The organism is Mycoplana sp. ABR4_002 (genome assembly GCF_056159645.1).
Map to the genome: position 1 here is coordinate 3,238,937 of NZ_JBSWVO010000001.1, position 21,443 is coordinate 3,260,379.

A 21,443-nucleotide genomic window follows, 5' to 3' on the forward strand; every position below is an offset into this window, starting at 1 on the left:
GGCGCTGCATGCCGTTGGATGGATTGGACGTTTCGGTCATAGCATTCGTGATACTGGTCCTGTGGCTGCTGTTTGCCGGGATCAAGACCGTGCCGCAGGGCTATCAGTACACGGTCGAGCGCTTCGGCCGCTACACCCGAACGCTGCAACCCGGCCTCAACCTCATCATCCCCTTCTTCGACCGCATCGGTGCGAAGATGAACGTCATGGAGCAGGTGCTGGACGTCCCGACCCAGGAGGTCATCACCCGCGACAACGCCAGCGTCGCCGCCGACGCGGTTGCCTTCTACCAGGTCCTGAATGCCGCCCAGGCGGCCTATCAGGTCGCTCACCTGGAGAACGCCATCCTCAACATGACGATGACCAACATCCGTTCGGTCATGGGCTCGATGGACCTGGACGAACTGCTGTCCAATCGCGACGCCATCAACGACAAGCTCCTGCATGTCGTCGATGAGGCCGCCAAGCCCTGGGGCGTGAAGATCACCCGCGTCGAGATCAAGGACATCGCGCCGCCGAAGGACCTGGTCGACGCCATGGCGCGGCAGATGAAGGCAGAGCGCGAGAAACGCGCCCAGGTGCTGGAGGCGGAAGGCGCGCGCAATGCGCAGATCCTGCGCGCCGAGGGCGCCAAGCAGTCTGCCATCCTGCAGGCCGAGGGCCAGCGCGAGGCCGCCTTCCGCGAGGCCGAGGCGCGCGAGCGCCTCGCCGAGGCGGAAGCCAAGGCGACGCGAATGGTGTCCGAGGCGATTGCAGCCGGCAATGTGCAGGCGGTGAACTACTTCGTCGCACAGAAATACACCGAGGCGCTCGCTAGCGTGGGATCGGCGCCCAATTCCAAGGTCGTGCTGATGCCGATGGAAGCCTCGTCGCTGATCGGCTCGCTGGGCGGCATTGGCGCGATCGCCAAGGAAGTGTTCGGCGACGGCCCCGCGCCGGCGGCGGCCCGCGTCCGCCCATCGACACCGGTGCCGAGCACCCCGGTCCGCAATCCGTTCGACACCACGCCGCGGGAAAGCTGAGCCATGATCACCCGCATCGCGGCCGAATTGGGGCCCTGGGCCTGGTGGGTCCTTGGTATCGTGCTCCTGATCCTGGAAGTGCTGATGCCGGGCGTGTTTCTCGTCTGGATCGGCATTGCTGCCGTCATCACCGGGGCGTTGTCGCTGCTGCTCTGGGAGACGTCGTGGTGGATCTGGCAATTGCAGTGGCTCGTCTTCGCCGCGTTGTCGCTCGCCTCGGTGATCGTCGGACGCCGTGTCGTCGCCCGGACCGGCAGGACCGACGAGCCCTTCCTCAATCAGCGCGGCCGGAGCCTGGTCGGCCGCACCGCGACCCTCGATCAGCCGATCACCGAAGGGCGCGGGCGCATCCGCCTCGACGATACCGTCTGGACGGTCCAGGGACCGGACCTGCCGATCGGCGCGCGGGTGCGGGTGGTGGCGAGCGCCGGCCGCGACCTGGTGGTCGAACCGGCCTGAGGCAAGATGCAACATCCCGCCGCAGCCGACGCCGCGACGGGATCTTTGTCTGGATGACGACGGTGCGCGCCTAGGCGACGCCGATGCGCAGCAGATCGTGGAAATGAACGATGCCGACCGGGGTCGCGGTCTCGTCGGTGACGATCAGCGCGGAGATGTTGTGCTGGTTGATCAACCCGAGGGCGGCGGTCGCCAGGGTCGACGGACGTACCGTCTTCGGCGCGCGGGTCATGATGTCGTCGACGTTCAGTTCGGCGAGGTTGCGCGAGATGTTGCGGGCGATGTCGCCATCCGTAACGATTCCGGCCAGCTTGCCGTCGGTGTCGACCACGCCGACGCAGCCGTAGTGCTTTTGCGACAGCAGCAGGACGGCCGCCGGCATCGACGTGCCGAGCGGCACCAGCGGCAGGTTCTCACCGCTGTGCATGATGTCCTCGACATGGGTCAGGCTGGCGCCCAGCTTGCCGCCGGGGTGGAAGGTCTTGAAATCGGTTGCGGTAAAGCCGCGGGCCTCGAGCAGCGCGACCGCCAATGCATCGCCGAGCGCCAGTTGCATCAGGGTCGAGGTGGTCGGTGCGAGCCCGTGCGGGCAGGCCTCCTGCTCCTTCGGCAGCAGCAGGACGATGTCGGATTCGCGCGCCAGCGCGGAGCGCTCACCCGAGGTGATCGCCACCAGCGGGATCGAGAAGCGCCGCGTGTAGGAGACGATCCCCTGCAGCTCCGAGCTTTCGCCGCTCCAGGACATGGCGAGCACGACGTCGTCCGAGGAGATCATGCCGAGGTCGCCATGGTTGGCTTCGACGGGGTGGACGAAGAACGCCGGCGTGCCGGTGGACGCGAAGGTGGCGGCAAGCTTGGAGCCGATGTGGCCGGACTTGCCGATGCCGGTGACGATCACGCGCCCCTTGATGTCGGCGATCGCGCGAACCGCCTCACAGAAGGGAACGTACAACGTCCCCGCAAGCGATGCCGACAGGGCGTCGAGGCCGGCGCGTTCGGTTTCGACGGTGCGAATCGCGGACGCGATGGCGCCGCTGCTTTCAACGAGAGCTAGTTTTCTAATCATGGCGCCTCGTTAGCGCGTTTATTTTTTCCTGTCCATCGGTGCCCCGCCGTCGTCGTGGTAAATTAGCTTCAGCGTCGGAAACCAAACGTTAACGGTAAGACTTTACCTTCGGTTAGGAATTCCAAGAATGCTGCGAACGCCATGTCCCATCCGCACAGCAAGTTCCTCCGGTCGCGACCGGCCCCGCTGCCGCGACGCGTGGCCGCCTTGCTGCTTGCGGGCACGATGCTGGCCGCCTCGCCGTTGCATGCACAGGAACTCCAGCCGCTGGCCCTCGAACGCGGCTTCGCCGCGGACGACGGGCTGAGGGGCACGGCAGCGCCGGTCCCGGCCGGTGTCGGCGACGCCACGACGACCGGCAGCATCTCGTCTGTCGACGCCGTCCCGCTCGACGACGCGGACGCCGGTGACCCCGTACCCGGTGCCGGGCGCCAGAACCTTCCCGCAGGGTCGGTCGACGGGCTACGCACGGCGACCGCACCCTTTTCTGACGAACCACCCGGCATCCGCTTCGGCACCTTCCTTCTGAGGCCTTCCGTCGCGCAAGGGATCGGCTACGAACGAACCACGTCGGGCGGCGACGACGAGACCCGTTCCTTCTCCACGACGACGTTGCGCGGCCTGCTGGTCTCCGACTGGTCGCTGCACCAGTTGACCATCGACGGCGCGGGCACCTACGAACGGAACTTCAGCGACAGCGACAATACCGAGCCCGAGGCCAACATCGACGCCGATCTCCGGCTCGACCTCGCCGACGATACCACCGCCCACCTGAGGGCCGGCTACAGCCTCGAGCGCGAGGATTCGGCCGACCCGAACGCCTTCGCCAATGCCGAGGAACAGTCGGCAGTCCAGAACTACCGCGCTGGAGCCAGCATCCAGCGCGACTTCGGCCTGATCCGGGGCACGCTCGGCGCGGCGATCGATCGGGAGACCTACGGCGACGTGAAGCTGTCAGACGGAACGGACCTGTCGCAAAGCGACCGCAACTACAACGAGGGCGTCCTGACCGGGCGGATCGGATACGAACTCTCCCCGGCACTGATCCCCTTCATCGAGGCGTCTGCCGGGCGCATCCGCTACGACGACGACCGGGATTCCGACGGTTACGCGCGTTCCGGCAACGTCTATGCCGGCCGCACCGGCGTCGAGCTCGACATGGGCGAGAAACTGCGCGGCGAGGTCGGCGTCGGCTATCAGCGCGAGACCTATGACGACGAGCGGCTACACGCCATCAACGCCTTCGCCGTCGACGGCCTGTTCAACTGGTCGCCGCAGCGTGGCACCGACGTCGCGCTCGGCCTGCGTACGGCGATAGAGCCCTCGACCACGCCCGGCGTCAGCGGCTACGTCTCCTATCTGGCGAGCGCCGACATCACCCATGAGCTGCGCAGCAATGTCGTGGCGCGCCTGACCGGTTCATATGAATGGCGCGATTTCCCGACGACCTCGGCATCGAACCAGAACGTCTATATCATTGGCACGGGTCTGAACTGGGGGATCAACCGCTACCTTGCGCTGAGCGGCGATGTTTCCTACGAGCTGACGACGCAGCGAAACACCGCCGACACCGGCGTAACCCGCGCCGGCCTCGGACTGGTGCTGCGCCGCTAGCGGTCGAACCGGCCCGCCGCGGAGCCGGGCCGGATCGAGGTCATCGCAGCGACCGGAGCAGATCCAGAAGCGGCCCCTCGACGGCCGGGCGAATGTCGGCCCGGGCCAGCGCGAAGGCAACGTTGGCGAGGATGAAGCCGTCCTTCGAACCGCAGTCATAGGTCTCACCGCGGAAATGATAGGCCGCGAACGGCTGGTCTCGCAGCAGCTTCACCATCGCGTCCGTCAGCTGGATCTCGTTGCCGGCACCGCGCTCCTGGGTGGCAAGGATCGAGAAGATCTCCGGCTGGAGGATGTAGCGGCCGTTGATGAAGAAATTCGACGGTGCGGTGCCAGGTGCCGGCTTCTCCACCATCTGCGTGATGCGATGGCCATTGCCGACCCGGTCGCTGACGCCGACGATACCGTACTTGTGCGCCTGGTCCGGCGCGCACTCCTCGACCGCGATGACATTGCCGCCGTCGTGCTCATAAAGTTCGACCATGCCGGCAAGGCACCCCTTCGGCGCCTTCATGATCATGTCCGGCAACAGCAGCGCGAAGGGTTCGCCGCCGACGAGCTCGCGCGCGCACCAGACCGCATGGCCGAGCCCCAACGGCTCCTGCTGGCGGGTGAAGCTGGTCGAGCCTGCGACCGGCAGGATGCTTTCCAGCAGCGTCAGCTCGGCCGCCTTGTTGCGCTGGCGCAGTGTCTGCTCGAGCTCGACCTGGATGTCGAAATAGTCCTCGATGACGGCCTTGCTTCGCCCGGTGACGAAGATCAGGTGTTCGATACCGGCCTCCAGCGCCTCGTCGACGACATACTGGATCACCGGTTTGTCGACGACGGTCAGCATTTCCTTCGGCACGGCCTTGGTCGCTGGCAGGAATCGGGTTCCGAGCCCGGCGACCGGGAACACGGCTTTGCGGACCTTTCGTTTTTCGGCCATCTTTAACCTCTTATATGGCCCCGTTCCTCGGGGGCGTTTCCGGCATTAGCTTCAATTTGCTATCAAATGGCAAAGAGAGACGCATACGGAAATCCATGGTAAAGATTTTGTTGACTTCATGGCTGTAGGCTGCGCTTTCCACCGGAGGCTTAGTGCTCCGCCCGATCGATACTTCGAAAGACGGAACCAACGACCGATGTCTCAGCTCAGCAAGTCAAGGCTCTTCCGCTCCGCGCTCGCCATTTTTGTTTCCGCCACTCTCCTCGCGCCGCCGAGCGCGGCCTGGGCCGATGCCGGCTTCCAGCAGTGGATCGCCGATTTCTACGGCACGGCGGCCAAGAACGGCATCTCCAAGGCGACGTATCGAAAGGCCTTTTCTGGCGTCAAGACGCCGGACCCCGAGGTGCTGGAGAAGGCGGCCTACCAACCCGAGTTCAAGCACAAAATCTGGGACTATCTCGATTCGCGCGTGAACCCCTACACCGTGCGGATCGGCCAGGAGATGGGCAGCAAGTACGGCCGCACGCTCGCCGCGATCGAGCGGCAGTACGGCGTTGACCGCAACGTCCTGCTGGCCATCTGGTCGATGGAAACCAACTACGGGGCCGTGCTGGCCAAGGAAGAGAAGCTGCACTACGTGCCGCGCGCCCTTGCCACACTCGCCTATGCCGATCCGAAGCGGGCCAAATTCGCCCGGACCCAGCTCGTGGCCGCGCTGAAGATCCTCCAGAACGGCGACATCCCGGCCTCCGAGATGACCGGTTCTTGGGCCGGCGCCATGGGCCACACGCAGTTCATCCCGTCGAGCTACCTGCTCTATGCGGTCGACGCCGACGGCAACGGCCACCGCGACATCTGGAACTCCATTCCGGATGCACTGGCGACGGCGGCGAACCTGTTGCGCAAGAACGGCTGGCAGACCGGCAAGACCTGGGGCTACGAGGTTGTCGCCCCGAAGAGCGCCGGCCAGTACGAAGGCAAGACCAAGACGCTCGCCCAGTGGCAGAAGCTCGGCTTCCATCGCCCCGGCGGCAAGGGCTTTAAATATGGCGGCGACCGCGCCGAACTGCTGATGCCGAGCGGCGCGAACGGCCCCGCCTTCCTGATGACCCGCAACTTCTTCGTCATCAAGCGCTACAACGCCTCCAACTCCTATGCGATGGGCGTGGGCACGCTGGCTGACCAGCTCGCCGGCTACGGCGGGGTGAAGCAGCGCTGGCCGCGACCGGAAGGCGCCCTCGACATTTCCGAAAAGTTCGAGCTGCAGTCGCGTCTGAAGGCGCTTGGCTATTATGACGGCGAGGTCGACGGCAACCTCGGCTCCGGGTCCAAGGCAGCCATCGAGGCGGTGCAATCCCGCCTCGGGCTCACGGCGGACGGCCAGGCCAGCACGGCGCTGCTGAACGCCTTGCGCAAGTGATCTTTGGGCTCCGGCCCATGCCTGATCGGGCGCCCTTGCGGCGCCCGATTTGTCTTCGGCGCTTTCGCGATCGCGCACAATTTGCCATCATCATGCCATGACGGCGTCGAAGCATGGCTTCGACCCGGAACGAGGACGTGTCGCGCATGGGACGAGTTCGCCACCTGCTGCTGCTGCTGACCAGCCTGGCCATCGCCGTGCCGCCGGCCGCCGTCTATTCCGATGCCGTGGCCCAGGAACGGGTCCAGCGCCGCAATGTCCTCGATCTGCTGTTCGGCGGCTTCGGATATCGGCGCAGGGCACAGCAGCAGGCCCCGCGCCATCAGCAGCGCCAGCAGCCGCGCCGCGCCCAGCCGAAGTCGGCCAAGCCGAAGGCGAAGAAGACCGCCCCGCAACCGGCCCCGGTGCCGGCACCGGTGGTGGTCGAAAAACTGCCGGACGCGCCCAAGGTGCTGGTGATCGGCGACTTCATCGCCAGCGGCATTGCCGACGGCCTGACCGAGGCTTTCGCGGAAATGCCGGGTGTCGTCATCGAGGAACGCACCAGCGGCTCTTCCGGCCTCGTGCGGCAGGACTACCACAACTGGGAAATCCAGGTCCCGGCGCTGCTCGACGAGGTCAAGCCCGCGGTCGTCGTGGTCAGCCTTGGCGCCAATGATCGCCAGACGATGGCCTTCGGCGGTCGGAAAGAGAAATTTCGCAGCGAGGCCTGGACGAAGGAATACGAGCGGCGCATCGCCGCCCTGTCCGCCAGTGCGCGGGACAGGAAGGTGCCGCTGCTGTGGACCGGCATGCCCGCCTTCCAGTCCGCCTCCATGACCGCCGACATGACCGCCTTCAACACAATCTACCGCAGCACCGTCGAGAAGACGGGCGGCACCTTCATCGACATCTGGGACGGCTTCGTCGACGAGAACGGCCGCTTTGTCGTCACCGGCTCCGACGTCAACGGTCAACAGGTGCGGCTGCGCGGCTCGGACGGGATATCGATGACGAAGGCCGGCAAGCGCAAGATGGCCTTCTATGTCGAGAAGGAAATTCGCCGCATCCTTGGCGATGCGATGGCGCCGGCCGCGCAGCGGCAGGGCGGAGAGGCTGTCTCGACCGCGGTCATCATTGCCCCGATCGACAACGCGGACATCGTGCGAACGCAGCCGATCAGCCTGACCGACCCCGCGCTGGACGGCGGCACCGTGCTGCTCGGCGGCTCGCCGCTCGACAAGGGAAGCGGCCGCAGTCCGCGCGACAAGATGGTCGAGAAGGGTGAATTCGCAGCCGCTCCGGCCGGCCGGGTCGACGATTTCAGGCTGGACAAGACCCCCGCGGCCGTTGGTCCCGAGCGGCCAGCGGTAAACTAGGAGCTCGCGATGGCGGAGACGGACCCGGGAGAGATGGCAGAAGGTCGGACGACGTTCCTTGCGGTCGAGCCGCAACTCTACGTGACCGACCTCGAGGCGTCCTGCGACTACTACGGCGAGAAGCTCGGCTTCACCGTGGCCTTCCTCTATGGCGACCCGCCCTATTACGGCCAGGTCTTTCGCGACGGGGTACAGCTGAACCTGCGCCAGGTCGAAACCCTGCCGTTCGCCGATGCGTTCCGGGCGCGCGAGGCGGACGCGCTCGCCGCAACGGTCCTCGTCGAGGACGCAGCCGTGCTTGCAGCCGAATTCGAGGCCGCCGGCGCGCTCTTCCATCAGCCGCTGCAAACCGAGGAATGGGGCACCAAGACCATCATAATCGCCGACCCCGACGGGAACCTGATCGCGTTTGCGAGCTGAAGGATGCTGCGCCCGAAACGCTGAAGCCCCCGGATCCGACGGACCCGGGGGCTTTTGTCTTGTTGCGCGTTGGCCGGCGACCGCTCAGCGCGGCAGCGTCGTCGCGCCCATCAGCGCCTCGTCGATCGCGCGCGCCGCCTGGCGGCCTTCGCGGATCGCCCAGACCACCAGCGACTGGCCGCGGCGGACGTCGCCCGCAGTCCAGAGCTTGTCGACCGAGGTCTTGTAGTCGCGTTCGTTGGCAACGACGTTGGACGAGCCGCGGCGGTCGGTGTTGATAGTTAGCCTTTCGCCGAGGTCCTTCACGACGCTGTCGGTGAACGGACCGCGGAATCCGATGGCGATGAAGGCGAGGTCAGCCTTGATGATGAACTCCGTGCCGGCGATCGGCTTGCGGCGCTCGTCCACCTGGCAGCACTTGACGCCCGTCAGCACCCCGTCCTCGTCGCCGACGAACTCGAGCGTGCCGACCTGGAACTCGCGAACGGCGCCTTCGGCCTGGGAGGAGGAGGTGCGCATCTTCGTCGCCCAGAACGGCCAGACCGCGAGCTTGTCTTCCTTCTCCGGCGGCTGCGGGCGGATGTCGAGCTGGGTCACCTTGACCGCGCCCTGGCGGAAGGCGGTGCCGACGCAGTCGGACGCGGTGTCGCCGCCACCGACGACGACGATGTGCTTGCCGCCGGCGAGGATCGGATCGGACGGCCAGCCGACGCTGTCGACGTTCTCGCGGCCGATGCGGCGGTTCTGCTGGACGAGATAGGGCATGGCGTCGTGCACGCCGAGGAGATCGACGCCGGGAATTCCGGCGTCCCGCGGGGTCTCCGAGCCGCCGCAATAGAGCACCGCGTCGTGATCGGCGAAGAGCTCGTCCATCGTCTTGTCGACGCCGACATTGACACCGCAATGGAAGGAGACGCCCTCGCCGCGCATCTGCTCGACGCGCCGGTCGATGAAGTTCTTCTCCATCTTGAAGTCCGGGATCCCGTAGCGCAGCAGCCCGCCGGGCTTGGACTCACGCTCGAACACGTGGACCTCGTGGCCGGCGCGGGCGAGTTGCTGGGCCGCGGCCATGCCGGCGGGCCCGGAACCGATGACCGCCACCTTCTTGCCGGTCTTGACCGTCGCCGGCTGCGGCACGATGTAGCCCATTTCGTAGGCCTTGTCGGCGATCGCCTGCTCGATCGTCTTGATCGCCACCGGCGCGTCCTCGAGGTTCAGCGTGCACGCCTCCTCGCAGGGCGCCGGGCAGACGCGGCCGGTAAACTCCGGGAAGTTGTTGGTCGAATGCAGGTTGCGGATCGCCAGCTCCCAGTTGCCGCTGTAGACCAGGTCGTTCCAGTCCGGGATCTGGTTGTGCACCGGACATCCCGTCGGACCATGACAATAGGGAATGCCGCAGTCCATGCAGCGCGCCGCCTGCTTCTGAACCTCGTGGTCCGACATGGGAATCGTGAATTCGCGGAAGTGGCGAATGCGATCCGACGCCGGCTGGTACTTTGCCACTTGTCGATCGATCTCCATGAACCCTGTAACCTTACCCACGCGTGTAGTCCTCACTTCAAAGCGCGGAACCTGACGGTCCCCAGTACCAGGTGGCAAATCCGACTGCCGCACCCAGCACGATGAATTCCAAACCGATTTCGCCGTTCATCCAGAACACGACCGCCGAGACGGCGGCCGCGATGCCGACTGAAATCACCCGATGAATGATGGCCGCTCGGCCATTCACTCCGCTGCCTCGGCCATGTTCATGCGCTCCATCTCCTCGAGCGCGCGCCGGTATTCGACCGGCATGACCTTGCGGAACTTCGGGCGATAGTCCGCCCAACGGTCCAGGATGTCTTTCGCGCGTTTCGAGCCCGTGAAGTGCAGGTGGTTGGAGATGAGCTGGTACAGGCGCTCCTCGTCATGCCGCGTCATGTCGCCTGTGACGTCGACCATGCCCTTGTGGGCGATGTCGCCGCCGTGGTGGTGCAGCTTCTCGAGCATGTCGTCCTCTTCCGGCACCGGTTGTAGCTCGACCATGGCCATGTTGCAGCGGCGGGCGAAATCGCCCTCCTCGTCGAGCACGTAGGCAACGCCGCCCGACATGCCGGCCGCGAAGTTGCGGCCGGTCTGGCCGATCACGACGACGACGCCGCCGGTCATGTACTCGCAGCCGTGGTCGCCCACGCCCTCGACGACGGCGATCGCACCGGAATTGCGCACCGCGAAGCGCTCGCCGGCCACGCCGTTGAAGTAGCACTCGCCCGCGATCGCGCCGTAGAGCACGGTGTTGCCGACGATGATCGAATCTTCGGCGACCGTCTTCGAGGTCTCCGGCGGACGGACGATGACGCGACCGCCCGAAAGGCCCTTGGCGACGTAGTCGTTGCCGGCCCCGACCAGGTCGAAGGTGATGCCGCGCGCGAGAAAAGCCGCGAACGACTGACCGGCGGTACCGTTCAGGCGCACGGTGATCGTGTCGTCCTTCAGACCCTTGTGGCCGTAGCGCTTGGCGACCTCGCCCGAGAGCATTGCGCCGGTGGAGCGGTCGACGTTCTTGATGTCGACCTCGAACGCCGTTGGCGTCTTGCTTTCCAGCGCCGGCTTGGCCTTCTCGATCAGCGTCCGGTCGAGAACATCCTGGATCGGGTGGTTCTGGCGCTCGGTCCAGTAGGTCGCCGCCTTCGGCGCGTCGACCTTGTGGAAGATGCGGCCGAAGTCGAGCCCCTGCGACTTCCAGTGCGTGATCATCTTCTCCTTCTCGAGCAACTGCGACTCGCCGATGATCTCGTCGAGCTTGCTCACGCCGAGCGAGGCCAGGATGGCGCGCACTTCTTCGGCGACGAAGAAGAAGTAATTCACCACATGCTCCGGCGTGCCCTTGAAGCGCTTGCGCAGCACCGGATCCTGGGTGGCGACGCCGACCGGACAGGTGTTCAGATGGCACTTGCGCATCATGATGCAGCCGGCGGCGATCAGCGGCGCGGTGGCGAAACCGAACTCGTCGGCCCCGAGCAGCGCGCCGATGACGACGTCGCGGCCGGTCTTCAGGCCGCCGTCGACCTGCAGCGCCACACGCGAGCGCAAGCCGTTCAGCACCAGCGTCTGATGGGTTTCGGCGAGGCCGATTTCCCAAGGGCTGCCGGCATGCTTCAGCGACGTCAGCGGCGAGGCGCCCGTGCCGCCGTCGAAGCCGGCCACGGTGATGTGGTCGGCCCGCGCCTTGGCGACGCCGGCCGCGACCGTGCCCACGCCCACCTCGGAGACGAGCTTGACCGAGACGTCGGCCGCCGGGTTGACGTTCTTCAGGTCGTAGATCAGCTGCGCCAGATCCTCGATCGAGTAGATGTCATGGTGCGGCGGCGGCGAGATCAGGCCGACTCCCGGCGTCGAATGCCGGGTCTTGGCGATGGTCGCATCGACCTTGTGGCCGGGCAACTGGCCGCCCTCGCCGGGCTTGGCGCCCTGCGCCACCTTGATCTGCAGCATGTCGGCGTTGACGAGGTACTCGGTGGTGACGCCGAACCGGCCCGAGGCGACCTGCTTGATCGCCGAACGTTCCGGATTCATCGAGCCGTCGGCGAGCGGGGTGTAGCGGTCGGCTTCCTCGCCACCCTCGCCGGTGTTCGACTTGCCGCCGATCCGGTTCATGGCGATTGCCAGCGTCGTATGGGCCTCGCGGCTGATCGAGCCGAAGGACATGGCGCCGGTCGAGAAGCGCTTGACGATCTCGGCGGCCGGCTCGACCTCCTCGATCGCGATCGGCTTGCGGCCCCAGGCCGCCGCATCCCTGATCGAAAATAGGCCGCGGATCGTGTTCATCCGCAGCGACGAGGCGTTCACCATCTCGGCGAACTCCGCGTAGCGGTCCTGCGCATTGCCGCGCACGGCGTGCTGCAGCGAGGCGACGGCGTCCGGCGTCCAGGCATGGTCCTCGCCGCGCATGCGGAAGGCGTATTCGCCGCCGATGTCGAGCGTGTTGGCCAGCACCGGGTCGCGGCCGAAGGCGGCCTTGTGTCGCGCCACCGTTTCCCTGGCGATCTCCGACAGGCCGACGCCCTCGATCGTGGTCGCGGTGCCGAAGAAATACTTATCCACCAGTTCGGAGGAAAGGCCGATCGCGTCGAAGATCTGCGCGCCGCAATAGGACTGGTAGGTCGAGATGCCCATCTTGGACATCACCTTCAGGATGCCCTTTCCGATGGCCTTGATGTAGCGGTAGACGACCTCGCTCTCGTCGACCTCCTTCGGGAACTCACCCTTCTTGTGCATGTCGGTGAGCGTATCGAAGGCGAGATAGGGGTTGATCGCCTCGGCGCCGTAGCCGGCGAGCAGGCAGAAATGGTGCACCTCGCGCGGCTCGCCCGATTCGACCACGAGGCCGACCGAGGTACGGAGCCCCTTGCGGATGAGATGGTGGTGCACGGCGGCCGTTGCCAGCAGCGCGGGGATCGCGACCCGGTCCGGGCCGATCTGGCGGTCGGACAGGACGATGATGTTGTAGCCGCCCTTGACCGCCGCTTCCGCCCGCTCGCACAGCCGGTCGAGCATCTCCGGCATCGCCTCGGCACCGCGCGAGACGTCGTAGGTGAAGTCGAGCGTCTTGGTGTCGAAGCGGTCTTCGGTGTGGCCGATCGAGCGGATCTTCTCGAGATCGCCGTTGGTCAGGATCGGCTGGCGCACCTCCATCCGCTTGGCGTGCGCGGCCCCCTCGTGATCGAGGATGTTCGGGCGCGGGCCGATGAACGAGACCAGGCTCATCACCAGTTCCTCGCGGATCGGGTCGATCGGCGGGTTGGTGACCTGGGCGAAGTTCTGCTTGAAATAGGTGTAGAGCAGCTTCGTCTTGTCCGACATGGCCGAGATCGGCGTGTCGGTGCCCATCGAGCCAATCGCCTCCTGGCCCGTGGTCGCCATCGGCGACATCAACAGCCTGGTGTCCTCCAGCGTGTAGCCGAAGGCCTGCTGGCGGTCGAGCAGCGAGACGTCGCGCCGCAGCGCGCGCGGTTCGACCGGGCGCAGGTCCTCGAGGATCAGCTGGGTGTTGTCCAGCCACTCGCGGTAGGGATGCTTGGAGGCGAGCTCGGACTTCACCTCCTCGTCGGAGATGATGCGGCCCTTCTCCATGTCGATCAGCAGCATCTTTCCGGGCTGCAGGCGCCACTTGCGGACGATGCTTTCTTCCTTGACCGGAAGCGTGCCCGCCTCGGAGGCCAGGATGACGCGGTCGTCGTCGGTGACGATGTAGCGGGCCGGGCGCAGGCCATTGCGGTCGAGCGTGGCGCCGATCTGCCTGCCGTCGGTAAACGCGACCGCAGCCGGGCCGTCCCACGGCTCCATCAAAGCAGCATGGTACTCGTAGAAGGCCTTGCGCTCGCGGCTCATGAGCTGGTTGCCGGCCCAGGCCTCCGGGATGAGCATCATCACCGCATGTGCCATCGAGTAGCCGCCACGGAGCAGGAACTCGAGCGCGTTGTCGAAGCAGGCCGTGTCCGACTGACCTTCGTAGGATATCGGCCAGAGCTTGGAGATGTCGTCGCCGAACAGCGGCGAGGAGACCGAGGCCTGGCGCGCCGCCATCCAGTTGACGTTGCCGCGCAGCGTGTTGATCTCGCCGTTATGGGCGACCATGCGGTAGGGGTGAGCGAGCTTCCACGACGGGAAGGTATTGGTCGAAAACCGCTGGTGCACGAGCGCGACGGCGCTTTCGAAGCGCGGGTCGGCGAGGTCCGTGTAGTAGGCCCCGACCTGGTAGGCCAGGAACATGCCCTTGTAAACAATCGTCGAGGACGACAGCGACACCGGATAGAAGCCGCTCTCCTCGCCGTGGTACTCGTCGTAGATGCGGTTGGAGATCACCTTGCGAAGCGTGAACAGCCGGCGCTCGAACTCGGGCGTCGTCGCCGCCTCGCGGCCGGCGCCGATGAACACCTGCACGTGGCGCGGCTCGGTGGCGACGATCTCCGGCGCCTTCGAAAGCGACGAATTGTCGACCGGCACATCGCGGAAACCAAGCAGCACCTGGCCTTCCTCGGCGACGACGTCCCTGATGACGTCCTTGAAGTGCGCGATCAGCGTCTCGTCCTGCGGCATGAAGATGTGGCCGACGGCATACTCGCCGGCCTTTGGCAGGGTGATGCCCTGCTTGGCCATTTCCTCGCGGAAGAAGCGGTCGGGGATCTGCACCAGAATCCCCGCGCCGTCGCCCATCAGCGGGTCGGCGCCGACCGCGCCACGGTGCGTCAGGTTCTCGAGCATGAACAGCCCGTCCTTGACGATCTGGTGCGACTTCTGGCCCTTCATGTGCGCGACGAAGCCGACGCCGCACGCGTCGTGCTCGTTCTTCGGATCGTACAGGCCCTGTTTTTTGGGAAGACCGGCCCGACGCGTCGTCGTTTTGGCGTCCGTCGCGGCCATCTGCGCGCGGTTCAACCCAAAACTCATCGACGCGAAATCCGTCATCGTCTTCCCTCCTGTGGCCCGGCTGGTGGCGGGCGGCCTATCGCCCGCGTGCCGACCGGACGCGTCCTCGCAATCCGGCCCCGCGGGCGGCATCGTTGCATGAACCAGCCCGAGCCGCAAATTGCAGGAACGGCCCCGGTCTGGCAGTAACGTCGGCAACCGCAGCGAGCGGCAAGCGTACCCGGCCGAAAGGCGAACGGCTGCACTTGCGCTACCCGACAGACCCCTCCCCGGAGATGATGTCCGCCAGTTTCGGTCCTCCGACCGAAATAGGACAGCATGACTGTCCTATTTCGGAGGCTCTATGCCAGAAACGGGGTCCGACCGCAAGGCCATTTCCCTAAAATAGTAGCATCCAAAGACGAAAGATTGCCAACGAATAAGGGGTTTTGAAATTTTGCTACAACGCCGAGACCGATCGTTGCCAAACATTTCAAAAGGCGCTGAAAGACCCGTTCCGTAGCCGAAAGCAGATTGATTGCGCCGGGCACTGCACTAATGTCGCGAACGAACAGCGAAATGGAGCCGGCCCCGCCGGAAAACTGAATGTTCTTTGCTTCCGACAACTGGGCCGGTGCCCATCCCGAGATCGCCGCAAGTCTGAGCGCGGCCGCCGAAGGCTACGCCCGGGCCTATGGCGCCAGCGACCTCGACAAGAAGGTCGAGCGCACCTTCTGCGAGCTATTCGAGCGCGAGGTGGCGGTGTTCTTCGTCGGCACCGGCACAGCCGCCAACGCGCTGGCGCTCGCCAGCTACAACCGTCCCGGCGGCCAGGTCTTCTGCCACCCGGAAGCGCATGTGAACGTCGACGAGTGCAACGCACCGGAATTTTTCGCGACCGGCTCCAAGCTCGTTCCGGTCCACGGTCCGCACGGAAAGATGCCTGCCGATGCGCTGGCTGCGGCGATCGGGCGTTTCCCCCCCGATTTCGTCCATGGCGGCCAGCCTGTCGCCGTCACCATCACCCAGGCGACGGAAGCCGGCACGGTCTACGGGCTGGACGAGATCGCCGCGATCGCCGCGGTCGCCCACGACCGAAACCTTCCGCTGCACATGGACGGGGCGCGGTTCGCCAACGCGCTGGTGACGTTGGGCGCCACGCCGGCGGACATGACCTGGCGGCGCGGCGTCGACATCCTCTCCTTCGGCGGGACGAAGAACGGCTGCTGGTGCGCCGAGGCGCTCGTGCTGTTCGACCCCGGCCGCGCCCGCGAGATGCACTACCTGCGCAAGCGCTCGGCCCAGCTCTTCTCCAAGTCCCGCTTCGTCGCCGCCCAGTTCGACGGCTATTTCCGCGACGGCCTGTGGCTGGATCTCGCCCGTCATGCCAATGCCATGGCATCGCGGCTGGCCGGAGGCTTGATGCAAGCAGGGACGGCGCGGCTCGCCTGGCCGACCGGCTCGAACGAAGTGTTCGCGATCCTGCGCAATCCGACCATGCAGGTTCTGCAGGACGAGGGGGCGGTTTTCTACGACTGGCCGGCCCCGGCCGGGGTGCGGGAGACGATGGCTGCCGACGAGACGATGATCCGGCTGGTGACCAGCTACGCGACGCGGACGGAGGACGTCGACCGTTTCCTGTCCCTTTGCAGCTGACCGGGACGTGAACAAGGAAACGGCGCCGCTGGGGCGCCGTTCCATAAATTGCCGCAGGCGACGGAGCGTCAGGCGCTCTGCGCCTCGATCTGCTTGGTCTCGCGGCCGACCGCGGAGATCTCGATCTTGCGCGGCTTGGCGGCCTCGGGGATCTCGCGCACGAGGTCGATGTGCAGAAGGCCGTTCTTCAACTGGGCTCCGCGGATCTCGACATACTCGGCGAGCTGGAAGCGGCGCTCGAAGGCGCGCTTGGCGATGCCGCGATAAAGGAACTGCGACTGGTCGCCGCTCTCGTCGCTCTTTTCGCCCTTGACGGTTAGCACGTTCTCGCGCGCCTCGATCGAAAGCTCGCTTTCGTCGAAGCCTGCGACCGCCATGGTGATGCGGTAGGCGTTCTCGCCGGTGCGCTCGATGTTGTAGGGCGGATAGCTCGGGCTCTGCTCGGGCTGGCCGAGGCTGTCAAGCATCGTGAACAGGCGATCGAAGCCGACGGTGGAACGGTAAAGGGGAGAGAAATCAACGTGACGCATGGTGTCCTCCTGTTGAGCAACGTGTTGCGATCAAAGGACCGACACCTGATTTCAGGGGTGCCGGCCGGTTCTCGGGTCCTCGCCCCGGTATGGCGGTGAGTACCCACGGGCCCTTTCGGCGCCCGTGCTGGAGAGATGGGAATCGTCACGCGTGGCGTCAAGACCCGGCCGCCGTCACACCCGCTGAATGGCCGATGAATGACGCCTTCGGATTGGGTTCAGCGCCGTCCGGCTAAAACGGCAGCCATGGAAGCGTGACTTCCACGGCCGGGGTGCTACGTCCCTTCCGCTCCGGTCAACTGCCGCACCACCGCCCTCGGAACCGACACCGGTTCTGGCGCCGTGACGCGGTGGCCGGCCGGTGTCGCGGCGCCTTCCCTGCCGCGCACCGCCGGCTCTTTTTCTTTTGACGCGTTACCGGCAAGCCCCTACCTTCCGTTCTCCGACAGGCTGCCAGCAACCCGGGGACCTATGGACGACATTCTTTTCGCCACGCCCGACAATCCCGTTCCCGGCAACCATGTCGCCGGCTTTTTCGACGGCAAGGGCGGCGTCAAGATCCGGTATGCCCTGTTCCGCTCGGACGTTGCCACGGCGAACGGCACCGTGGTGCTGCTCCAGGGACGCAGCGAGTCGATCGAGAAATACTACGAGACGATCCGCGATCTTACCGCCCGCGGCTTGTGGGTGGCGACGTTCGACTGGCGCGGACAGGGCGGCTCGGCGCGGCTGCTGCCGGACGCACGGCGCGGCCACGTTGCCCGCTTTTCCGACTATGAGGCGGACCTGGCGTCCTTCCTCGAGCAGGTCGTGCTGCCCGACACGCGGCTGCCGTTTTTCATCGTCGCCCATTCGATGGGGGCGCTGGTGGCGCTGTCCCAGGCCCCGGAACTCGAGAGCCGCATCGACCGCATGGTGCTGGCAGCCCCGTTCCTGGCGCTCGAGGGCCAGGTCATGAGCCAGCGCATGATCTCGGCGATCGCCAACGCTGCCTGCTTCGTCCAGCTCGGCGGCCGCACATTCCGCAAGCATTCGGAGCGCTATCCGTTCGAGGGCAATGCGCTGACCAGCGACCGCCGCCGCTTTGCCCGCAACCAGGCAATCTGCGAGACCCGCCCGCAGCTGGCGCTGGGCCAGCCGACGGCGCGCTGGCTGAAGGAAATGCTCCGCGCAATTGCGCGCGTCTCACGCCAGGATCACCTGACGCGCATCCACATCCCGACGCTCGTGCTGTGCCCGACCCTGGATCCGATCGTGCCGCGTGCCACGCTCAACACGATCGCGCGAAAGTTCCGCGCCAGCCGCCTGATCGAGATCGACGGGGCCCGTCACGAACTGTTCAGCGAGGCGGACCGCTTTCGCGCCCAGGCCATGGCCGCGATCGAAGCCTTCATTGCCAGCGCCCCGGCCGATGAGGTGGCGCTCGGGGCCTGATTGTCAGGGATTCAGGATGGCCATCGCCTGCTGGTAGACGGCGCGGCTGCCGGCGGCGATGATGTTGCCGCCGTTCTCCGCCGGTCCGCCGTCCCAGGCCGTGATGATCCCGCCGGCCTGCTCGACGACCGGAATGAGGCCGCCGACGTCATAGGCCTTCAGGTCCGTTTCGACGACGAGGTCGACGTGCCCGGCCGCCAACAGCGCATAGGCGTAGCAGTCGACGCCGTAGCGGAAGAGCCGCACCCGGTCCTGGACCGCCTCGTAGCGCTCGCGCCGCTCTCCGGCAAACAGGTGCGGCGAGGTCGTGAACATGATCGCATCGCCAAGGCGCTCGCAGGGGCGGGTCGACAGCACCCGCGTTCCTTCCGGTCCGGCATAATGCGACCGGCTGCCGTCGGCAAAGTAGCGCTCGCCGGTGAAGGGCTGGTCGATCAGGCCCATCACCGCCTTGCCGTCGCGGTAAAGGCCGATCAGGGTGCCCCACACCGGCACGCCGGAAATGAAGGCACGCGTGCCGTCGATGGGATCGATGACCCAGACGAACTCGCGGTCGAGCCCGACCGAGCCGTGCTCCTCGCCCAGGATGCCGTGCTCGGGAAAACGGGCAGTGATCAGCGCACGGATGGCGGCCTCGGCCGCACGGTCGCCTTCGGTGACGGGATCGAACCCGCCGGCCTCCTTGTTGACCACATCCGCACCGGCGCGAAAGCGCGGCAGGGTCTGCGCCTTGGCGGCGTCGGCGAGCATGTCGAAAAAGGCGCGGTCGGGAAGCATTGCGAAATCTCACGAAAGGGCGGGGTCGTGGCTGTCCATAACGCAATGCGGGCGGAAACGGAACTGCCGCGCAAGATAACACCATGTCCGGATCGGTCGACGGATGGCGGCCCGATGCCGACGGAGACGATGCGACTTGACAATTGTGCAGCGCAATATTACGGTTTGCTCACAGTCACTCGTGACTGTAATACCCTCCTTGGGTGTTTCCTCCCTAGACTTAGCCGCGCGCCAAGCGCGGTTTTTTTTGACGCTGCCCGCGAACAACCGTACGCCCCCAGAAGGACGCGACGTCACTCGGCCGCGAGCGCGCTTTCGGATTCATACTTGCCGACGTAGCTGGCGAATTCCGCGAGCGCCCAGGAAATCCCGGCCTGGACGGCCGCAAACTCCGGCTTGCGGCACAGCGTGGTCTCGTCGATATAGAGACCGCGGTTCACCTCGATCTGCAGGGCGTGCAGGCCCTTCGAGGGACGCCCGTAATGCTCGGTGATGAAGCCGCCGGCATAGGGCTTGTTGCGGGCGACGACGAAGCCCATGTCCTCGAACAACCGCACCAGCGTGCGCGAGAGATCGCCGCCCGCGCTCGTGCCGTAGCGATCGCCGATGATGAAGTCGGGACGCTCGCCGCCGGCGATGCGAACATTGCCCGGCATCGAATGGCAGTCGACCAGCACGGCGAGGCCGAACTGCAGGTGGGTGCGCACGATCAGGCTGCGCAGGCAGGTATGGTAGGGCTTGTAGATCGTTTCGATCCGCTCCAGCGCCTCGCTGATCGGCAGCCTGTGCCGGTAGATCTCCATGTTTTCGGCCACGACGCGCGGCACCGTGCCGAGCCCGCCGGCGACCCGCATCGAACTGATGTTGGCGTAGGGCGGCAGCGCCCCGTCGAACATGCGCGGATCGAGTTCGTAGGGCTCGCGGTTCACATCGAGAAAGGCGCGGGGAAAGTGCGCCAGCAGCATCGGCGCGCCCAGACCGGGGGCAGCACTGAAGAGTTCGTCGACGTAGTGGTCCTCCGACCGGCGCAGCGAATGCGCGTCCAGCCGCGAGTCGCGCACAAATCCCTGTGGATAGACACGGCCGCTGTGCGGGGAGTTGAAGACCAGAGGAATCGTTTGCGAAGCCGGCTCCAGAACCTCAAAGAGGCCTTTCTCGCTGATTTCCGGAGCCATTTCGGTCCTTTACCATGTGACAAGGTCGTGACTTGTCGTATGTTGCCAGCGGCAGGCCCGCCTGTCCATAGTCGCGCCGACGAGCGGCGGGACCGGATTGCCATTCATTGGATCTTTACCGGAATCGCTTTTCGTAGCAAAACCGCCGAACAGGCAGAGCAACCCGCAGCAACGGCCACCGAGTTCCATGAGTTTCAAGATTCTCCTCGCTGAAGATGACAACGACATGCGCCGCTTCCTGGTGAAGGCACTGGAGAAGGCCGGCTACAACGTCACGTCCTACGACAACGGCGCCAGCGCCTACGACCGGCTGCGCGAGGAACCCTTCTCGCTGCTTCTGACCGACATCGTCATGCCGGAAATGGACGGCATCGAACTGGCGCGCCGCGCCACCGAACTCGACCCCGACCTGAAAGTGATGTTCATCACCGGGTTTGCCGCCGTGGCCCTGAACCCGGATTCCAAGGCGCCCAAGGATGCCAAGGTGCTGTCGAAGCCGTTCCACCTGCGCGACCTCGTCGACGAGGTCAACAAGATGCTCGCCGCCTGAGGCCCTCACCTCGGTCCGATCCGGCCTCGTGGAGCGCACGCCATCCGGCGCGCGCGCATCAATGCCGGGCCACCAGAAGAAGCACGTAGGCCAGCACCACCACCAGCAGCCCGCGGAACGCCAGGCGCACCATCCGGTACTTGTCGACGGCCAGTCGCGCCATCGCGTCGGCGTTTTTCAGATACTGGTTGAACAGGTAGTCCATGTCGGCGGCTTCCGTCGCCGCCACGAGCAGAGCCCGCTGGCTGGACCAGGCACCCCAGAACAGCGACGTGCCGCTCTCCACCCGTCGCGGCAGAACGACCAAAATCGCACAATAAATCGAGAATATCATCGATGACGCAAGCAACGCCGAAAGGACAACCCAAAGCTTGTCAGTTTCGACATAGCGCGACCACGTAAAGACGCCCTTCCCCTCGGCGGACGTCACCAGAAACGCCAGCATGAAGGTGAAGATATACGCAGCCTTCTGGTCGGCAGATTTTATCTGATCATAGAACACGTCGTTTATCTTCTTGACGTGATTCAAGTGCTCGGCCGATACCGGCCGAGAGATACTTTCCACGGGCAACGTAGTCTCGAAATCGATCATGAGTAGTTCGCCTCGGTCGCCAACCGTCACCGTGTTAATACAGTTGCCTGCAAAA

The 21,443-nt window shown here is 65.6% G+C and carries 18 protein-coding genes; 9 read left to right on the plus strand and 9 right to left on the minus strand.

All coding sequences use genetic code 11. The features are described from left to right. Positions 1-8: 8 nt before the first annotated feature. Both ACXAGF_RS15505 and ACXAGF_RS15510 read left to right on the plus strand, forming a co-directional pair. Positions 9-1,022: an SPFH domain-containing protein gene (locus tag ACXAGF_RS15505; protein WP_475018278.1), complete on the plus strand. Its 1,014-nt coding sequence runs from the start codon at positions 9-11 to the stop codon at positions 1,020-1,022. A 3-nt stretch (positions 1,023-1,025) separates the two neighbouring features. Then, positions 1,026-1,481, plus strand: coding sequence for an NfeD family protein (locus ACXAGF_RS15510; RefSeq protein WP_475018279.1), 456 nt, complete (start codon positions 1,026-1,028; stop codon positions 1,479-1,481). Positions 1,482-1,551: 70 nt separating this feature from the next. On the opposite strand, the gene ACXAGF_RS15515 is transcribed toward ACXAGF_RS15510, so the two are convergent. Beyond that, complete coding sequence (locus tag ACXAGF_RS15515) at positions 1,552-2,547, minus strand: KpsF/GutQ family sugar-phosphate isomerase (RefSeq protein ID WP_475018280.1); 996 nt, start codon at positions 2,545-2,547, stop codon at positions 1,552-1,554. Positions 2,548-2,688: 141 nt separating this feature from the next. Here ACXAGF_RS15515 and ACXAGF_RS15520 point away from each other — a divergent pair, with 141 nt between their 5' ends. After that, positions 2,689-4,161 (plus strand): outer membrane beta-barrel protein, encoded by a 1,473-nt coding sequence (locus tag ACXAGF_RS15520; RefSeq protein WP_475018281.1) that lies wholly within the window; start codon positions 2,689-2,691, stop codon positions 4,159-4,161. Between the two features lie 40 nt (positions 4,162-4,201). Here ACXAGF_RS15520 and galU read toward each other — a convergent pair whose 3' ends face one another. After that, on the minus strand, positions 4,202-5,089 hold the full coding sequence (gene galU / locus ACXAGF_RS15525) for a UTP--glucose-1-phosphate uridylyltransferase GalU (RefSeq protein ID WP_475018282.1): 888 nt from the start codon (positions 5,087-5,089) through the stop codon (positions 4,202-4,204). Positions 5,090-5,285: 196 nt separating this feature from the next. On the opposite strand from galU, the gene ACXAGF_RS15530 reads away from it, so the two are divergent. The 3 genes from ACXAGF_RS15530 to ACXAGF_RS15540 all read left to right on the plus strand — a co-directional run bounded on the left by ACXAGF_RS15530 (position 5,286) and on the right by ACXAGF_RS15540 (position 8,287). Further along, the gene (locus ACXAGF_RS15530) at positions 5,286-6,509 is read left to right on the plus strand and encodes a lytic murein transglycosylase (protein WP_475018283.1); all 1,224 of its coding nucleotides are present in this window, start codon (positions 5,286-5,288) and stop codon (positions 6,507-6,509) included. Between the two features lie 113 nt (positions 6,510-6,622). Then, entirely contained in the window at positions 6,623-7,867 is a 1,245-nt protein-coding gene (locus ACXAGF_RS15535) for an SGNH/GDSL hydrolase family protein (RefSeq protein ID WP_475018284.1), read from the plus strand. A 9-nt stretch (positions 7,868-7,876) separates the two neighbouring features. After that, complete coding sequence (locus tag ACXAGF_RS15540; protein ID WP_475018285.1) at positions 7,877-8,287, plus strand: VOC family protein; 411 nt, start codon at positions 7,877-7,879, stop codon at positions 8,285-8,287. Positions 8,288-8,371: 84 nt separating this feature from the next. Here ACXAGF_RS15540 and ACXAGF_RS15545 read toward each other — a convergent pair whose 3' ends face one another. From ACXAGF_RS15545 to gltB, 3 genes are read right to left on the minus strand one after another with little or no spacing between them, the layout of a single operon-like run. Further along, on the minus strand, positions 8,372-9,829 hold the full coding sequence (locus tag ACXAGF_RS15545; protein WP_475018286.1) for a glutamate synthase subunit beta: 1,458 nt from the start codon (positions 9,827-9,829) through the stop codon (positions 8,372-8,374). A gap of 16 nt (positions 9,830-9,845) precedes the next feature. Then, complete coding sequence (locus tag ACXAGF_RS15550) at positions 9,846-10,016, minus strand: hypothetical protein (protein ID WP_475018287.1); 171 nt, start codon at positions 10,014-10,016, stop codon at positions 9,846-9,848. Continuing rightward, on the minus strand, positions 10,013-14,689 hold the full coding sequence (gltB, locus tag ACXAGF_RS15555) for a glutamate synthase large subunit (protein WP_475019314.1): 4,677 nt from the start codon (positions 14,687-14,689) through the stop codon (positions 10,013-10,015). The genes ACXAGF_RS15550 and gltB overlap by 4 nt, the downstream gene beginning before the upstream one ends. Positions 14,690-15,280: 591 nt before the next feature. Here gltB and ACXAGF_RS15560 point away from each other — a divergent pair. Next, positions 15,281-16,330 carry a threonine aldolase family protein gene (locus tag ACXAGF_RS15560; protein ID WP_475018288.1) on the plus strand — a complete coding sequence of 350 codons (1,050 nt, stop codon included), beginning with the start codon at positions 15,281-15,283 and terminating at the stop codon, positions 16,328-16,330. A gap of 68 nt (positions 16,331-16,398) precedes the next feature. On the opposite strand, the gene ACXAGF_RS15565 is transcribed toward ACXAGF_RS15560, so the two are convergent. After that, positions 16,399-16,860 (minus strand): Hsp20 family protein, encoded by a 462-nt coding sequence (locus ACXAGF_RS15565; RefSeq protein ID WP_475018289.1) that lies wholly within the window; start codon positions 16,858-16,860, stop codon positions 16,399-16,401. A gap of 471 nt (positions 16,861-17,331) precedes the next feature. On the opposite strand from ACXAGF_RS15565, the gene ACXAGF_RS15570 reads away from it, so the two are divergent. Beyond that, complete coding sequence (locus ACXAGF_RS15570) at positions 17,332-18,294, plus strand: alpha/beta fold hydrolase (RefSeq protein WP_475018290.1); 963 nt, start codon at positions 17,332-17,334, stop codon at positions 18,292-18,294. A 3-nt stretch (positions 18,295-18,297) separates the two neighbouring features. Here the strand turns inward: ACXAGF_RS15570 and hisN are convergent, their stop codons facing one another. Next, entirely contained in the window at positions 18,298-19,071 is a 774-nt protein-coding gene (gene hisN / locus ACXAGF_RS15575; protein ID WP_475018291.1) for a histidinol-phosphatase, read from the minus strand. 293 nt (positions 19,072-19,364) lie between these two features. Next, positions 19,365-20,246 carry an N-formylglutamate amidohydrolase gene (locus tag ACXAGF_RS15580; protein ID WP_475018292.1) on the minus strand — a complete coding sequence of 294 codons (882 nt, stop codon included), beginning with the start codon at positions 20,244-20,246 and terminating at the stop codon, positions 19,365-19,367. Positions 20,247-20,433: 187 nt separating this feature from the next. On the opposite strand from ACXAGF_RS15580, the gene cpdR1 reads away from it, so the two are divergent. Next, positions 20,434-20,796 carry a response regulator CpdR1 gene (cpdR1, locus tag ACXAGF_RS15585; RefSeq protein WP_475018293.1) on the plus strand — a complete coding sequence of 121 codons (363 nt, stop codon included), beginning with the start codon at positions 20,434-20,436 and terminating at the stop codon, positions 20,794-20,796. Positions 20,797-20,854: 58 nt separating this feature from the next. Here the strand turns inward: cpdR1 and ACXAGF_RS15590 are convergent, their stop codons facing one another. Continuing rightward, on the minus strand, positions 20,855-21,388 hold the full coding sequence (locus ACXAGF_RS15590) for a Pycsar system effector family protein (RefSeq protein WP_475018294.1): 534 nt from the start codon (positions 21,386-21,388) through the stop codon (positions 20,855-20,857). Between the last annotated feature and the right edge of the window lie 55 nt (positions 21,389-21,443).

What these genes read in the sequence shown, in the direction of transcription:
- ACXAGF_RS15560 (WP_475018288.1), top strand. Translation starts at nt 15,281, where the DNA reads ATGTTCTTTGCTTCCGACAACTGGGCCGGTGCCCATCCCGAGATCGCC.
- ACXAGF_RS15515 (WP_475018280.1), bottom strand. Translation starts at nt 2,547, where the DNA reads ATGATTAGAAAACTAGCTCTCGTTGAAAGCAGCGGCGCCATCGCGTCC.
- cpdR1 (WP_475018293.1), top strand. Translation starts at nt 20,434, where the DNA reads ATGAGTTTCAAGATTCTCCTCGCTGAAGATGACAACGACATGCGCCGC.
- ACXAGF_RS15570 (WP_475018290.1), top strand. Translation starts at nt 17,332, where the DNA reads ATGGACGACATTCTTTTCGCCACGCCCGACAATCCCGTTCCCGGCAAC.
- galU (WP_475018282.1), bottom strand. Translation starts at nt 5,089, where the DNA reads ATGGCCGAAAAACGAAAGGTCCGCAAAGCCGTGTTCCCGGTCGCCGGG.
- ACXAGF_RS15505 (WP_475018278.1), top strand. Translation starts at nt 9, where the DNA reads ATGCCGTTGGATGGATTGGACGTTTCGGTCATAGCATTCGTGATACTG.
- ACXAGF_RS15580 (WP_475018292.1), bottom strand. Translation starts at nt 20,246, where the DNA reads ATGGCTCCGGAAATCAGCGAGAAAGGCCTCTTTGAGGTTCTGGAGCCG.
- ACXAGF_RS15590 (WP_475018294.1), bottom strand. Translation starts at nt 21,388, where the DNA reads ATGATCGATTTCGAGACTACGTTGCCCGTGGAAAGTATCTCTCGGCCG.
- ACXAGF_RS15565 (WP_475018289.1), bottom strand. Translation starts at nt 16,860, where the DNA reads ATGCGTCACGTTGATTTCTCTCCCCTTTACCGTTCCACCGTCGGCTTC.
- ACXAGF_RS15520 (WP_475018281.1), top strand. Translation starts at nt 2,689, where the DNA reads ATGTCCCATCCGCACAGCAAGTTCCTCCGGTCGCGACCGGCCCCGCTG.
- ACXAGF_RS15535 (WP_475018284.1), top strand. Translation starts at nt 6,623, where the DNA reads ATGGCTTCGACCCGGAACGAGGACGTGTCGCGCATGGGACGAGTTCGC.
- ACXAGF_RS15510 (WP_475018279.1), top strand. Translation starts at nt 1,026, where the DNA reads ATGATCACCCGCATCGCGGCCGAATTGGGGCCCTGGGCCTGGTGGGTC.
- ACXAGF_RS15530 (WP_475018283.1), top strand. Translation starts at nt 5,286, where the DNA reads ATGTCTCAGCTCAGCAAGTCAAGGCTCTTCCGCTCCGCGCTCGCCATT.
- ACXAGF_RS15540 (WP_475018285.1), top strand. Translation starts at nt 7,877, where the DNA reads ATGGCGGAGACGGACCCGGGAGAGATGGCAGAAGGTCGGACGACGTTC.
- gltB (WP_475019314.1), bottom strand. Translation starts at nt 14,689, where the DNA reads ATGGCCGCGACGGACGCCAAAACGACGACGCGTCGGGCCGGTCTTCCC.
- hisN (WP_475018291.1), bottom strand. Translation starts at nt 19,071, where the DNA reads ATGCTTCCCGACCGCGCCTTTTTCGACATGCTCGCCGACGCCGCCAAG.